Raw genomic sequence first — 13,964 nt, forward strand, 5'->3', positions numbered from 1 at the left:
CCGGATGCTGTCGGTGCTTCTCCCGACATGCTCATTGGAGCAGCAGCGGCTACACCTTACTCGCACACATGTCACCGGTTGCCGCGATGGCGTGATCCGGCTGCAGGTTGGCCGAGTTCTTTAAGACCGGGCGAGAAATTGGAGAGGTCGAACCTATGCCGCGAAAATCTCTCAACACTTTGAAGAACCGTTCCTTCAGTCGCCTAGAGCGAGGCGTGACTGTTCTGGTGGAGGCGCAGCTGACGCGCGGAGCGGCACCGCCGGACCTGATCGGCCGGCTGCGGCGCATGGAACGTGGCGTGCGCGAGGACGGAGGCGATCCGCAAACCCTTCAGGTCATCGAGTCGGCGCGCCGCCTCCTGGGTGATACAGACGTGCTCGCCTCGTCTGAACTCGCCTGATCTTCAGCGCAGGACGTTCACTTGGACGAGCCGTGACCGCAATATGAGGAAACTGAGCCCCCGCCACTGGTCCCAGAGCCAAGACATATCCGAGGCGGCCGGACATACAGGACCTCGTATGCTGCCTAACACATTAAGGCCGGGCCTGCGTGAGCGACGCAATGACAGAATCGGGCTTAGGTGATGGCTCTCAGCCCACCGGAGATCGGCTGAACCGCGGCAGTGGCCGCACCTTCGTCGCCCTGGCGTTCGCGGCTGCCATCCCGGTGCTGCTCCTCAGCGGCTGGGTCGCCACCTTGATGGCGCAGCAGCAGCGTGACCTCACGCGGGACGCTGCCGTTGCCGGTGCAACCCGCGTGGCGGAGCGCGTCGCCTCCGACATCGCCGCACAGATCTCGGTGCTCGGCGCCGAGGCAGCCTCGGCCAGTCTCGACCGACCGGACCTCGCCGCCTTCTACGCCGAGGCCGAGCGGCTCAAGCAGGCGCATCCCTTGTGGGCGACCGTCGAGCTCTCCAATCCCGACGGCGTGCAGGTCGTCAACCTGCTTCGCTCCCTCGACGAGGAACTCGGCCCGACCGCGGACCGCAAGAGTTTCGACGCGGTCGTGCGGACATTGCGTCCCGTTGTGGGCGGCATCGGACCGGTGGGATCGCTTTCCGGCAAGCGCCTCGTCGCATTGCGGGTGCCGGTCATCCGGGACGGAACGCTCCGCTACGTCCTCTCGGTCGGGCTCGCCACCAACGCGGTGAGTTCGATCCTGCGGGATGCAGGCGCGCCGGAAGGATGGGTCGGCACCATCGTCGACGCGGACGGCAACACGATAGCCCGTACCCGCGCCGAAGCAGAAGAGCTTGGCCACCCAGCCAATGCCGCCCTGCAGGAGGCCATCCGGCGCGCTCCGCAAGGCTTCTACACCGGCTCGACGCTGGAGGGCTCGAACGTCGAGGTTGTCTACCGCACCTTGGAAGACACCGGCGGCTGGTCGGTGCATTTTGGCATGCCGGCCGCCACGTTGAACGCTCCCGTCTCGCGATCTTATTTCGTGCTGGCAGGCGGAAGCGTGCTCAGCATCGGCCTCGGCCTCGCGCTGGTCGGACTGGTGGGCCGCGACATGGCGCAGCGCCGGGCCGGCGAGCAGGCGCGGTTCGCTCTGGCGCTGAGGTCCAGCGAAGAGCAGGGTGCCGTAGCCGTCGAGGCCGCGGAACTCGGCACCCTGCGGTGGGACACTGTCCGGAGCCGGGTGATAGGCTCGGCCCGGGCGGCCCAACTCCTCGGATGGCGGTCGTCGGGCGCGAACGGCAAGGAGAGCGAGGCGCAGGCCCGGGAGGTTCTGGACGCGATCCACGCCGACGACCGGGAGCGGCTGGCCGACGCCCTTCGGCAGAGTCTTGCGGACGGCAAGCCTCTTGACGTCGAATTCCGGGTCGTCGCTGCTGGATCCGAACCGCGCTGGGTTCGTATGACCGGTCGCGTGCCGCAACTGCAGATAGAAACACCTGCCGGCCTGATCTACGGCATCGTGGCGGACATCGAGCCGCGCAAACGCACCGAGGCCGAGCGCGCCGACCTGCTCCGCCGTCTCGGTGAGGCACAGGAAGACGAGCAGCGCCGCATCGCGCGCGAGTTGCACGACCAGGTCGGCCAGACGGTTACTGGCCTATCCCTCGGCCTGAAAAGTCTGGAGGCACTGCTAAAGGACGCGCGTGCGCCATCCGATGCCTGCCGTCAGGTGCACTGGCTGCAGGCACTTGCCGGCGAGATCGGGCGCGACATCCATCGTGCGGCCGTGGATCTCCGGCCGACCGCACTCGACGATCTCGGCTTGCGGGAGGCGCTCGCCACCCTGCTGCGCCAGTGGGCGCTGCGTCACGACATCCGGTCGGACTTCCAGATTCTTGGTGAGAGTGTCCGCCTTCCGGCAGCGGTCGAGACCGCCATCTACCGGATCGTGCAGGAGGCGCTCACCAATGTGCTCAAACACGCGCAGGCCTCCACGGTCAGCCTGTCGCTTGAGCAGCGCACGGAGGAGGTGCGCGTGATCATCGAGGATGACGGCCTCGGCTTCGACGTCGAGGCGACACCTGTGCCATCCACGAACGGCTCACCCGCCAAGCCGCGGCTGGGTCTTTCCGGCATCCGTGAGCGTTTGTCCCTGTTGCAAGGCAGCCTCACGCTTGAGACGTCGCCGGGCTCCGGGACCACGCTGTTCGTCCGTATACCGTACCCACAGCAGATCGCCTGATGTCGAGGAAGGATTAGACAATGGGACGCATCCGCGTCGTCCTCGCCGACGACCACCCTGTCGTTCTCGCGGGAATCCGGGCGCTCCTGAACGCCGATCCGGAGATCGAGCTGGTCGGCGAGGCGACCAGCGGCAGTGACGCGCTTCCAATGATCTGTTTGTCGGGCGCCGACGTGGCCGTCGTCGATGTGTCGATGCCCGGCCTCAACGGCTTTGAGTTGACGGAGCGGGTGGCGAACGAGTGCCCGGGCACGCGGGTGCTCGTACTCACGGTCCACGAGGACGCGGCCTACGTCCAGCCGCTGCTCAAGGCCGGTGCCAAAGGCTACCTTTTGAAGCGCTCGGCCGCGGATGACCTTCTCCGTGCGGTTCGGGCTGTGGCCGCCGGCGGCGTCTATCTCGACCCATCGATTGCCGGTCAGGCCTTAGGAGACCAATCCGTTGCAATCGCTGGCACCGGGCCAGGCGACACTGGGGAAGCGCTGAGCCCGCGAGAGACGGAGGTGCTACGGCTGATCGCGCAGGGCTTCAGTAACAAAGAAATCGCGCGGCGCATCGATCTCAGCGTGAAGTCCGTCGAGACATACAAGGCGCGGGCCGCCGAGAAGATCGGGCTGCGCACGCGCGCCGAGATCATCCGTTACGGCGCCTCGCACGGCTGGCTCGACGCACTCACTCTGCGCTGATGCCTGCAATCGCCGTTCTGCTCCTGGCAGATTTCGTTGGAAAACTCGGAGGCAGCACTCTAGGCGTCATCCAAGGTGGCACCCCGGAGAATGTCCGTCTCTCAGTAACGGTCCAATCCCACTACCGGAGCGAATTCCAGGCAGCGCGATAGTAGGACCTTCTACATCTGGAGCGGTCCGTGATGCTGCTTCGACCCGGTCCCGAGTTTTTCAACGAAATCGGCAGAAAGCAAACGGCTGATGCGTAAGAAGTCCACGCGCCGCGCATGCGTCTCGGACACGGATTGAGGAGTTATGCCAGAATGCCTTACAACTCTCATTCGTGAGGCTATGGCACTCGACAATATTGCAAATGCCCTGGTGAAGGCCGCGATACGTCATGGGTGTGCAGACAACTAGGCCGTAACCTGCAAGCTAAGGCGAACGAGCCGGTAATTCCGTATCCAGACAATGCTCATGCGCGGCCGCGCGACTCCTGTTCGAGTTGTCGACGGCCGGCGCTCGGTTAGTATCGAGAACTCGCCGGACTGGGAGACTGCCGGACACGATGACACGTTCGCAGAGGCTTGCGCGCCCGGAAGATCCGTTGCCGAGAGGTGCGGCTGAAGATGGAGCCGTCCGCTTTTCAGTAAGCCGGTTTACTGCGGGAGACCTGATGGAGCGAGAGGCTGTTCGTCCGTTGCTCTCGGTTTGGCGTAGGTATGAACCGCTACCCCGACAGGCGGAGTCCCACAGGTCCTGCACCGAAGCCTAAGCGCGATATCACCGATGTCGTCGTCGCTATGGGCGCCCAACTCGCTCCAAGTCTTCTCGGTTCGCGCGTGACAATGGGGGCATGCCGGTACGCTGAGGCCGCGGTACCCGCGGTCGCGCCATTCCGACACAAGACGCTGGCGAGAGAGCCTGATTGCCAGTCTCATACTGTCTGCTCGCGCTGCCGAATGTCGAAGTGGCCGGTAAGCCATGAGAGCCGACAGATGCACGAGGCACTCTCAAGTACTCAGTCCGGCTGGTGGATATCGCTGTCAGGATCATCCTGACACTGGCCTGCGGAGTGCCCCGACTCCTGTTCGGCGGCCCAACAGCCACCTTCCGCTCGTGAACCATGCGGATCTCCGGTCCGCCGTCATCAGCGCCGCTCGAGCAAAGCCGCTTGGCATCCAAAGGGGGATTTCCCTTCGCCTGCGGATGCGATTTCAGAAGGAGTTGACCATGAAGCTGCATCTCGTCGCCCTCTGCGCCAGTGCACTCGTTTTCCCAGGCGCTGCGTCGGCACAGTCAACCAATAGCTCTTCCAACCCGGCCAACACATCGTCCAGTTCGATGCCCGCTAAGGGAACCGCCAACGACCAGCAGGCGTCGGCGGATAGTTTGCTCACCGCCAAGAAGCTGATGCAGGACCTGCAGAACGCCGGCTTCACCAACGTGAAGGTGGTCGCCCAAGCTTACGTGGTTCAAGCCAAGACAAAGGACGGTAACCCGGTCGTCATGACGCTGGGGCCGCATGGCTTTTCCGCATTCGAGGTCGTCGACGCGGCAGGCAGCAAGGCGGCACAAGGCGACCATCATGCGCTCGCGGTGTCGCGGCTCAAGGACATGAACCTGTACAACGCCAACGGTGACATGCTTGGCGACGTCGAACACGTCGTGTCGGACGCTCAGGGCCGCAACAGCATCGTGATCGGCAAGGGCGGCTTCCTTGGCCTCGGCGAGAAGCAGGTCGCGATCCCGCTCAGCAACGTCGTGATGCGCGGCGACCGCCTCGTTACCCGCGATCTCAGTGACGAGCAGATCAAGGCCATGCCGGAATGGACGAAGGGCCAGCAGCAGACCGAACTCGATCCCGGCAAGACAATCCAAATTAGCTCCGCCAGCTGACCGCGACTCGGGCGAAGGTTCAGCACTGAAACCTTCGCTCTTGGCCCTCATGTGGCACCCATACGCCTGAGGTCGCGGCCTCGGCAAGCGTCAGGATTCCTGGGCGCCGGACCTTTTGCACCTGGGAAGGGGAGGCAGTCGCGATGGACGCCGCTGCTTTCTTCGACCTTCCCAGCAATCGATAGGAGAACCGATCCATGCCATACGCAGCAACCACGCAAAACCTCGGCTTCAAGTCCGGCCTCGCCGCAGGGATGATGTTGATCGTCTTGGCGACGCCAGCCCTCGCCGTGTCCATCACCAATCAGGACACCAAGGAGCACACGGTCACGGTCGACCGCGGCGCTACGGAAAGCGACCAGAAGATATCCTCCGGTGACACGCTACGGGCCGATTGCCCGGAACGCTGCGGCTTCCGCGTGGTCGGCTCGGGTTACGGCAGGCAGCCAGGCCCCGACGGTAAGCTGGTCATCGACAAGGCCGGAATGCTGCGCTTCGAAGAGGAGACGGCCTCCGACGGATCGCGCTGAGCTGTTCGTACCGATGGGCGTGGTCCGAAGCCTCGCCAGTTCGTCCTGATGGAACCGGTCGGCAGGTGACCGGTTCGGCGTTGCCGGCAAGGACAGCGAGTCCCGAGCGGGAACAGCGCGGCATCCAAGCCGTGCGAAGCAATTTCACCGAATGACTTTCGACGATATCAGACCGGGAGCAGATCTATGAAAGCTCTAAAGCTCACCATCCCATTTCTCTTGGCGACAGTCGCACCGGGCCTCGCTGCGCCCTGCAGCACGGGAACCACCAAGGCCAAGGACCCGACGCCTCAGCACGTGAACCCGAAGAGTTCCGACGTCGACCAGTCGAGCAAGAATCTGGCCGGCGGCCAGCAGCCCGCCTCTCCTGGTACCGTAGGAGCGATGAACGCTGCTGGCGCCAACCAAAAACTCGGCGAGAAGCCCGGCTCGGAGGCCAACATCAACCAGGGTGCGGGCGTGGGCACGTCTAGCAAAAACCTCGCAGGCGGTTCGCAGCCTGCCTCGCCTGGCACCATCGGCGCCCTGAACAATGCCGGGGCGAACCAAAAGCTCGGCGACCGAGCGAACAAGGACGACGGCTGCTGAGGCGAGATCGACAAGAGAGCTACTCACCTCAATGCCCGCTGCGGGTCCCCGATCCAGCGGCGGCCTACCCGCTCGACCGGGTGAACCGCCAGTTCAAGGCGCTGCGCCCGCACGCCTTGTGGGTCAGTGACTTCACCTCGTCGCGACCTGAGCCGGCTTCATCGACGTAGTGTTCGTGATCGACGCATATGCCCGGCGCATCGTCGGCTGGCGGGTCTCCCGCACGGCTCACACCACCTTCGTGCTCGATGCTTTGGAGAGCAGGCCCCGCACGAGCGTTGGCCCCTCCAGGGAGGCGGGCTCGCGCACCATAGCGACAGAGGCTCGCAATACCCCGCTCTGCGCTACACGGAACGGCTGGCGGAGGCGGGCGTCGAGCCCTCAGTCGGCAGCGTTGGGGGCGCTTACGACAACGCCGTGGCCGAGACGATCAACGGTCTCTTCAAAGCCGAAGTGATCCATCGCCGTGGGCCGTGGCCATCCTTCGAGACGGTCGAGTTCGCCACCCTCGAATGGGTCGATTGGTTCAACACCCGCCGCCTGCTCGAACCGATCGGCAACGTGCCTCTCGCCGAGGCTGAGGGGCGCTACTTTGCTCAAGCCGAGGTGCAAGCCTTGCCCGCTTGAGCCAACCCAAACGGCCTCCGGGAAACTCGGGGCGGTTCATATCGATCCGGCAGGCGTCTCAGCGCCCTCTCCACCTAGACCGCGAACCATTGGCCGCTGGGAGCTGCCGGAACACCTCACGGGTTGGGAGCCGCTGCGATCTAACCTTGTCCCCACAACAATCACGCTGACGTCAGCGAACTCCGAAGGCGTCTGCCTGTTTCTGAGCAGGTGCTCGCTGCATCGGGCCTCCCGCGATCGAGGACAAACAGATGGATGACACCACCCTTCGGCTGCGCGCCCGCGTGACCATTCTGGAGCAGCTAACCGTTCGCTTATTTGCAGTCCTCAGTGCCGAGCACGCGACTGATGTCAAAACGGTTGTCGGGAATCTCGATCAGGTCATTCAAAATGCAAAGGGTTCGGAGCTGTTTGGGACTGATCTCACTGCCGAAAACCGGGATGACCTGTTCAACATGACCAAGAATGAATGGGCCTGGATGCGCGCCCAGATCATGGATCCCCTTCAGTAAGTTGCCCGCAGTCGCTTTCGCTGAAATGATCTGGAGATTTCTGGTTCATGGCATAGGCCGGCTCCCCATCACCGATCTTCTCGCTCGCAGAGCAACCTCGTCACGCACCAGAGCCCGCTTGATGAGGATGCGCAGGGCGAACACCACCACGAACATCAGAATGGCGTCCCAACTGCGCAGCTCAATCGTCTTCAGGAGAGTTGCGGCCGTCTTGAAGCCAAGGGCAGCCACGATGCTATCGGCGACCACAAGGCGAGCCGCAACGATGCGGTCGCGATTTCCGAGACCCACCACGAGCTGCAGCAGGCCGCGGGCGCATCCGGACACGACCAGGAGACCGCCGCCGAACTCGATCAGCGTCGCCATGATGCGGATCCACTGGTCGAGCAGCGGCATAGACGCGGTTCCTCAGTGTGGGTCTATTGCCGCGTCGGCCGGACGATCCTCGGGTGAGCGTCGCTCGGCCTTATCGATCTCCTGCTGGAGGAAGTAGTTCAGAATCGTGCGGATCGTCGCGATGGCGGCGAGCTGGCCGATTTCCGACCAGGTCGGGGCTATGGCCGTGCGCAGGATGTCGGCGCCCAACTCGAATTCCAACGCCACGGCGAGCCAGCGTCCGAGCTTGAGACGCACCTGCTCCTTGGCCGCTTGTGGGTCTCCGCCAGAGTTGCGCGCGGCGGCGCCGGGCAGGAACAGGAGCAGAGCAGACAGGACCGCCTCGACGGTGGCAAGGCCAATGATCAGAGCGGCCGCCGCCTCTGTGCCGACAGCCAGCCAGACGGTGAAAGCCTTGATCGTTTCTTCCATATTTCAACCCTGAGCCGAGCTGCCGCATCTAGGTGCTTGGGCGCGACCGCCTAGCACTCCAGCGGCCGGTACACTCGACCAGTCCTCCAGACGTGCGCCATGTGCCGCTGCCGCTACCCACCGCAGTCAGGCTGCCGACGATCGGCACCTTGTTCGAGCCCTTGGTGATCGTGGCCCGCACGGCGCCATCCGCCGACACACCGCCGTCGATGTCGACTTCCTCTCCAGGGATCGAGGCGTCGCTGTCTCTGATCTGCACGTGATAGCGCATGCTGGCCGAGCAAGGCCCCTCGGCTGTGGTGGCGACGATGGTCCAGGAGCCGTCGTATCGGTTCGGCACGCGTACCTTCTTCGTCGCAGCATCTGCCGGGATTAGAGCGCCTGCCGTCAGGCCGGCAACAAGGATCAGGAGGGAGGTACGTACCACTTACAGCTCCGACGGTTGCGCCGCCGGAGTTGGCCACGCCTGCGAAGAACGGAGGCGTCGGCTCTTTAGTTTCAGAGGCCGCTCAACGCGCGACCGGGCCCAGGGACGGCTTGAAAATAGGACGCGGAACGGTACGGGGCATCCTGAGCAGCCGCGCATAGAAGCTGAGTTCCGGGATTGGCCGACGACGATGCACTGCGAGGGCTGCTCGCTCAGGTCAGCCGCGGCGATGCCGCAGCGCTCGCACAACTCTACGACTTGACCAGCTCGAAACTCTTCGGCGTCATCCTGCGTATCCAGAGAGACCGAGGCTTGGCCGAAGACGTCCTGCAGGACGCCCACCACACCGCGGGATCAAACACCAGGTAACCGCCGTGGCATACGAACTCCACACAAGACACGCGATTCGATTCAGGTGGTCGTCCCACGCAGACCCGAAGCCGCCTCGCTCGCCTTAGACGGCAAACGTCCAGATCTGAAGGCATTCCTGACGTCGGCTTACGCGACAGGTGTTCCGGATATCCCGCCGCGCCGAGATTATGATGCTCGCGAGACAGGCTCGAACGCGGGAAACGGTCGGTCGCGAGCCGGGTCGAACCGGGCACTTCTACTGATTTCAAGCCGACGTCGCGGATCGACTTAGCCGTCCGAGGACGCGAATGAGTGCCGGCTCCATTGTCCGCAACTCCTCAAGGTGGGCCGCAGTGAGCTCGCTCAAAAGGATCTCAGCCTTCGGCGTCAGGGCAAGCTCCATGCGCCGTCGGTCTTGCGTGCCACGCGTCTTCGTCAATAGGCCAGCCTCGACCATGCGTGAGACCAACTCGGCAGCTGTGTGAGGAGCCACCAGAAGCTGCTCGGCGAGCATGCCGACGGTTGGGAACTCTGATCCCATGTAGCCCGCAACCGAAAGCAGGGCTTGGTGCTGTTGGGGCGGGAGGCCAGCCGCAAGTGCCGCTGCCTCGCTGAAGACAAGAAAGCGCCGAAGCTGGAAGCGGAAGGCGGCGATAGCCGCATATTGCTCACGCGACAGGCCCTCCTGCACAGGCTGGTTCGCGGTCATCTCGGCACATCCCTGCGGCTTCGCTCTGGACTGTATCGTACCACGACGTATATAGGCGCCCATGTCTAGTGGGACCGCCATGCAGCACGACTTGTCGAACGCCAACGCCGCCGACCATAGAGGAACCGCCGGAGCGACCTCTCGGCGTCCCTTGGGTGATTTCACGACCGACCGTCGGGTCCTGGTCCTTCTTGTGATGTCGCTCGTCATCGGCTCGGCCGGCACAGTCGCGGCTTGGTTCCTCATCCAGTTGATTGCCCTGGTCACGAACCTGGCCTGGTTCGGTCGGTTCGACGTCGCGCCCACCTCCCTGGCAAATGCAGCACGCACGCCATGGATGGTCCTTGTCCCTGTTGTGGGCGGCCTTATCATCGGGGCAATGGCCCGCTTCGGATCGGAAAAGATCCGCGGTCACGGCATACCCGAGGCGATCGAAGCCATTCTGATTGGCGGCAGCCGCATGTCGGTCAAGGTCGCTGTGCTTAAACCGATTTCTTCGGCCGTCTCGATCGGTACCGGCGGCCCATTCGGCGCAGAAGGTCCGATCATCATGACGGGCGGAGCGATCGGCTCCTTGTTCGCCCAGTTCTTCCACCTGAGCGCGGCCGAGCGAAAGACGCTCCTCGTCGCCGGTGCGTCGGCCGGCATGACGGCGATCTTCGGGACACCGATCGCGGCCGTGCTGCTGGCTGTCGAGCTGCTGCTGTTCGAGTGGCGGCCGCGCAGCTTCATCCCGGTGGCGGCGGCGGCAATGACAGCGACATGCTGGCGGCCGCTGTTCTTCGGTGCCGGGCCACTCTTCCCCTTCGCCAATGATCCGGATTTGCCTTGGTGGGGATTGCTCGCCTGCGCTGGGGTCGGTGTTCTGGCTGGATTGCAGTCAGGCCTCCTGACGAAGCTACTCTACACCCTGGAGGACGCATTTGAGCACTTGCCGATCCACTGGATGTGGTGGCCGGCAATCGGCGGTGTCTTTGTCGGTCTTGGTGGCCTGATAGAGCCGCGCGCGCTCGGTGTCGGCTACGACGTCATCGCCGATCTCCTAACCGGTCACCTGGTCGCTAAAGCGGTATTCGCAATCCTTCTGGTCAAGGCGGCAATATGGCTCGTAGCCCTAGCCTCTGGCACGTCAGGTGGCGTTCTGGCGCCGCTGCTCATTCTCGGCGGCGCCATGGGATGGCTCGTGGGTCTGGGGCTACCCGGGACACCAGGGTTCTGGGCTCTGCTGGGCATGGCCGGAATGTTGGGCGGCACCATGCGCGCGCCCCTCACCGGTGCACTTTTCGCCGTCGAGCTCACAGGTGACGTCCACAGTCTGGCGCCGCTGCTCGCCGCCACAGTTGCCGCCTATGCCGTAACGGTGCTGCTCCTGAAGCGCTCAATCCTGACGGAGAAGATTGCGCGGCGCGGGCAGCACATCACCCGCGAGTACGGCGTCGACCCATATGAGCTGGCGCGCGTCGGCGAGGTCATGGCCCGCGAGGTGGATGCGATGGATGCGGGACAAAGCGTTGATGAGGCTATCAGAGCCATCGAAATGGGCCAACACCACGCCTATCCCGTTGTCGATGCGGCGCGCCGGCCTGTAGGCATGGTCAGCCGCGGCGATGCGTTGCGCTGGAAGACCGAGGGCCGACACGCAGGAGAAAGCCTGGAGGAGTGGGTCTCTGACGCTTCGCTGGCCATCGTTCACCCAGATGACGTTGTTGCTCGCGCCCTCGACATCATGATGGCGACTGGTCAGGGGCGCATACCCGTCACCGATCCAGCAAGCGGTGCTCTTGTCGGTCTCCTGACGCGCAAGGACCTGTTGCAGGTTCGAGCGACGGTCATGCAGTCCGAACGGGAGCGCCGAGCCTTTCTCAGCCATCGCACCATCCGAGGCGTGAGGAAGCGGTACATAGGGGCAGCTGAGCAGCATACTGCTCAGCTGGATGGCAAAGCGTCTCATCCTTGATCGGAGATTGCGATGCTCTGGGTCGTGCGTCTTTTCGAGGACACGAACTGGGCGGATATCCAAGCGACGTTCGAGGACCAGTTCGTGAATCTGGGTCGTCCGCGTGACATGATGATGGTGGAAGCCCCTCTGGGTGATGGACGCCACCGACTCTGCATCGGCGTACCCGAGCCTGATTTCCTAGCTGCCTACTACGGCTTCGAGCCGGTGCTGCGCATCAGTCTACCGCGTGCGCCCACACTCTTGGTCGGGCACCAGGATGCCTTTCAAGCCATGTTTCAGTCCGGCGGCTGAATCCGCGGAGGCTGACGCCTCCGGTCTCGACGACATGATCTCTGAGCGGGCGGCATTTGCCGCCGCTAAACCTCCTAAACCGCCCTTTATAGGGAACGGCACGCGCTCGACACCTTGCGTGCCACGCGCTCTCGTCAGGGAAACCCGGTCACAAGCTCCTGCATCAACGTCAGTCCGCTGCGATCTCGCGCCACTAACAAAGAGTCGCAGTACGATCTAAAGGGGAGTGAGATTATCCATGAGTGTTAGCGTCACCGATGCACCGGAGGTGCATACGCGTCCCCACGGCTGGTTATCTCGCGAGAACACAGTCGCCCAGCCCGGTTTCAATCGCTGGCTCGTGCCCCCAGCAGCCCTCGCGGTCCATCTCTGCATCGGCATGTCTTACGGGCTCTCCGTCTTCTGGTTGCCGCTCACTCGCGCCTTGAGCGTCGGCAAACCCGCGGCGGTTGCCTGCCCCGAGATGAGCATCGCGACGGCGCTCGTCACCACGACCTGCGATTGGCGGGTCAGTGATCTGGTGACCGTTTTCTCGATCGGCATCGTCATGCTGGGGCTAGCGGCGGCGGTCTTCGGCGGCTGGCTGGAGCGTGCTGGGCCGCGCAAGGCCGGCATCGCGGCCGCGCTGTGCTGGGGCGGCGGATTCCTGATCGGCGCACTCGGCGTCTACATCCACCAGCTTTGGCTGATCTGGCTTGGCATGGGACCGATCGGCGGCATCGGGCTCGGCCTCGGCTACATCTCGCCGGTTTCGACTCTGGTGAAGTGGTTTCCTGACCGGCGTGGCATGGCCACCGGGATGGCGATCATGGGCTTCGGCGGCGGCGCAATGATCGGCTCACCGCTCGCCAACATCTTGATCAACACCTTCAAGACGCCGAATTCGGCCGGCGTCTCGGAGACACTCGCCGTAATGGGTGTGCTCTACATCTTGGCGATGCTGTGCGGCGCGTTCGGCTATCGCGTGCCTCCGGCCGGTTGGCAGCCGGAGGGCTGGACGCCGCCGACCTCCCGCAATGCCATGATCACCGCGGGGCACGTTCATCTCGACAACGCTCACAAGACCCCGCAATTCTGGCTGCTGTGGACCGCACTGTGCCTGAACGTCTCGGCGGGTATCGGGGTGCTGGCGCTTGCCTCCCCAATGCTGCAGGAGATCTTTGGCGGCGCTCTGATTGGCCGCCCCGAACTCGGCTTCGGTCAGCTCGACGGGGCTCAGAAGGCACAGATCGCCGCGATTGCCGCCGGCTTCGTCGGACTGCTGTCGCTGTTCAACATTCTAGGCCGGTTCTTCTGGGCCTCGCTGTCGGACAAGGTCGGGCGCAAGCTCACCTACGCGACTTTCTTCGCCCTCGGGCTCGCGCTCTATGCGTCAGCACCCTGGGCAGCCGGCGTCGGCTCCAAGTCCCTGTTCGTGCTGTTCTTCTGCGTGATTTTATCAATGTATGGCGGCGGGTTCTCCACGATTCCCGCCTATCTCGCCGACGTATTCGGCACGCAGTTCGTCGGGGCAATTCATGGCCGCATCTTGACGGCTTGGTCAACCGCCGGCGTGGTCGGCCCCTTCGTCGTCACTGCGATCCGGCAGGCGCAGGTCGATGCGGGCGTCCAGGGGGCGCAACTCTACACGCAGACGATGTACATTCTGGCCGCCTTCCTGGCCGCGGGCTTCGTCTGCAACCTTTTGGTACGGCCCGTTGCGAAGCGCTGGTTCATGAGCGACGCCGAAGTTGCGATGCTCGACACGAAGGGTGTGGCGACGAGCGTGCGTTCAGGCGCCCAGGGCATCGGGCGCGGAGGACTGACACCACTCGCGGCTTCTGCCTGGGCAGCTGTCGGTATCCCGATCGCGTGGGGAGTCTGGACGACGCTGTCAAAAGCTCTCATTTTGTTCAGCTAGCTGCGCGTCGAGCGACTGGGCAGGACTCGACTTTCGGCTCCGCGGCTGGATAAC

At 63.9% G+C, this 13,964-nt stretch carries 14 protein-coding genes and 2 pseudogenes; 12 read left to right on the plus strand and 4 right to left on the minus strand.

Annotated features, from left to right (window positions below; translation table 11 throughout):
* Positions 1-107 precede the first annotated feature (107 nt).
* From AC1DXK_RS00885 to AC1DXK_RS00920, 8 genes and pseudogenes are all read left to right on the plus strand, one after another.
* Positions 108-401: a hypothetical protein gene (locus AC1DXK_RS00885; protein ID WP_477296434.1), complete on the plus strand. Its 294-nt coding sequence runs from the start codon at positions 108-110 to the stop codon at positions 399-401.
* A gap of 161 nt (positions 402-562) precedes the next feature.
* The gene (locus AC1DXK_RS00890) at positions 563-2,644 is read left to right on the plus strand and encodes a sensor histidine kinase (RefSeq protein ID WP_477296436.1); all 2,082 of its coding nucleotides are present in this window, start codon (positions 563-565) and stop codon (positions 2,642-2,644) included.
* Positions 2,645-2,664: 20 nt separating this feature from the next.
* Complete coding sequence (locus AC1DXK_RS00895; protein ID WP_477296438.1) at positions 2,665-3,330, plus strand: response regulator transcription factor; 666 nt, start codon at positions 2,665-2,667, stop codon at positions 3,328-3,330.
* Positions 3,331-4,542: 1,212 nt separating this feature from the next.
* Positions 4,543-5,208 (plus strand): PRC-barrel domain-containing protein, encoded by a 666-nt coding sequence (locus tag AC1DXK_RS00900; RefSeq protein ID WP_477296440.1) that lies wholly within the window; start codon positions 4,543-4,545, stop codon positions 5,206-5,208.
* Between the two features lie 197 nt (positions 5,209-5,405).
* A complete protein-coding gene (locus AC1DXK_RS00905) occupies positions 5,406-5,738 on the plus strand; it encodes a hypothetical protein (RefSeq protein ID WP_477296442.1) in 333 nt (110 codons plus the stop codon).
* Positions 5,739-5,924: 186 nt separating this feature from the next.
* Positions 5,925-6,326, plus strand: a complete 402-nt coding sequence (locus tag AC1DXK_RS00910) for an exopolysaccharide production protein YjbE (RefSeq protein WP_477296443.1) — start codon at positions 5,925-5,927, stop codon at positions 6,324-6,326.
* 44 nt (positions 6,327-6,370) lie between these two features.
* Positions 6,371-6,953: pseudogene (locus AC1DXK_RS00915) on the plus strand (IS3 family transposase); the annotation flags it as partial.
* Between the two features lie 251 nt (positions 6,954-7,204).
* Complete coding sequence (locus AC1DXK_RS00920; RefSeq protein WP_477296445.1) at positions 7,205-7,465, plus strand: hypothetical protein; 261 nt, start codon at positions 7,205-7,207, stop codon at positions 7,463-7,465.
* Between the two features lie 45 nt (positions 7,466-7,510).
* Here the strand turns inward: AC1DXK_RS00920 and AC1DXK_RS00925 are convergent, their stop codons facing one another.
* Genes AC1DXK_RS00925 through AC1DXK_RS00935 form a run of 3 tightly spaced genes read right to left on the minus strand, consistent with a single transcriptional unit; the run spans position 7,511 to position 8,699 of the window.
* Positions 7,511-7,861 (minus strand): hypothetical protein, encoded by a 351-nt coding sequence (locus AC1DXK_RS00925; protein WP_477296447.1) that lies wholly within the window; start codon positions 7,859-7,861, stop codon positions 7,511-7,513.
* Positions 7,862-7,873: 12 nt separating this feature from the next.
* On the minus strand, positions 7,874-8,272 hold the full coding sequence (locus AC1DXK_RS00930) for a DUF1622 domain-containing protein (protein WP_477296448.1): 399 nt from the start codon (positions 8,270-8,272) through the stop codon (positions 7,874-7,876).
* Between the two features lie 28 nt (positions 8,273-8,300).
* The gene (locus AC1DXK_RS00935; RefSeq protein WP_477296450.1) at positions 8,301-8,699 is read right to left on the minus strand and encodes a heme utilization protein; all 399 of its coding nucleotides are present in this window, start codon (positions 8,697-8,699) and stop codon (positions 8,301-8,303) included.
* A gap of 177 nt (positions 8,700-8,876) precedes the next feature.
* On the opposite strand from AC1DXK_RS00935, the pseudogene AC1DXK_RS00940 reads away from it, so the two are divergent.
* Positions 8,877-9,041: pseudogene (locus tag AC1DXK_RS00940) on the plus strand (RNA polymerase subunit sigma-70); the annotation flags it as partial.
* A 274-nt stretch (positions 9,042-9,315) separates the two neighbouring features.
* Here AC1DXK_RS00940 and AC1DXK_RS00945 read toward each other — a convergent pair.
* Positions 9,316-9,759, minus strand: coding sequence for a MarR family winged helix-turn-helix transcriptional regulator (locus AC1DXK_RS00945; protein WP_477296452.1), 444 nt, complete (start codon positions 9,757-9,759; stop codon positions 9,316-9,318).
* A 79-nt stretch (positions 9,760-9,838) separates the two neighbouring features.
* On the opposite strand from AC1DXK_RS00945, the gene AC1DXK_RS00950 reads away from it, so the two are divergent.
* From AC1DXK_RS00950 to AC1DXK_RS00960, 3 genes are all read left to right on the plus strand, one after another.
* Complete coding sequence (locus tag AC1DXK_RS00950) at positions 9,839-11,716, plus strand: chloride channel protein (RefSeq protein ID WP_477296454.1); 1,878 nt, start codon at positions 9,839-9,841, stop codon at positions 11,714-11,716.
* Positions 11,717-11,728: 12 nt separating this feature from the next.
* A complete protein-coding gene (locus tag AC1DXK_RS00955) occupies positions 11,729-12,010 on the plus strand; it encodes a hypothetical protein (protein WP_477296456.1) in 282 nt (93 codons plus the stop codon).
* Positions 12,011-12,248: 238 nt separating this feature from the next.
* Positions 12,249-13,910, plus strand: a complete 1,662-nt coding sequence (locus AC1DXK_RS00960; protein WP_477296458.1) for an OFA family MFS transporter — start codon at positions 12,249-12,251, stop codon at positions 13,908-13,910.
* Positions 13,911-13,964 lie beyond the last annotated feature (54 nt).

It is taken from the genome of Methylobacterium sp. P3_A11, assembly GCF_056403155.1.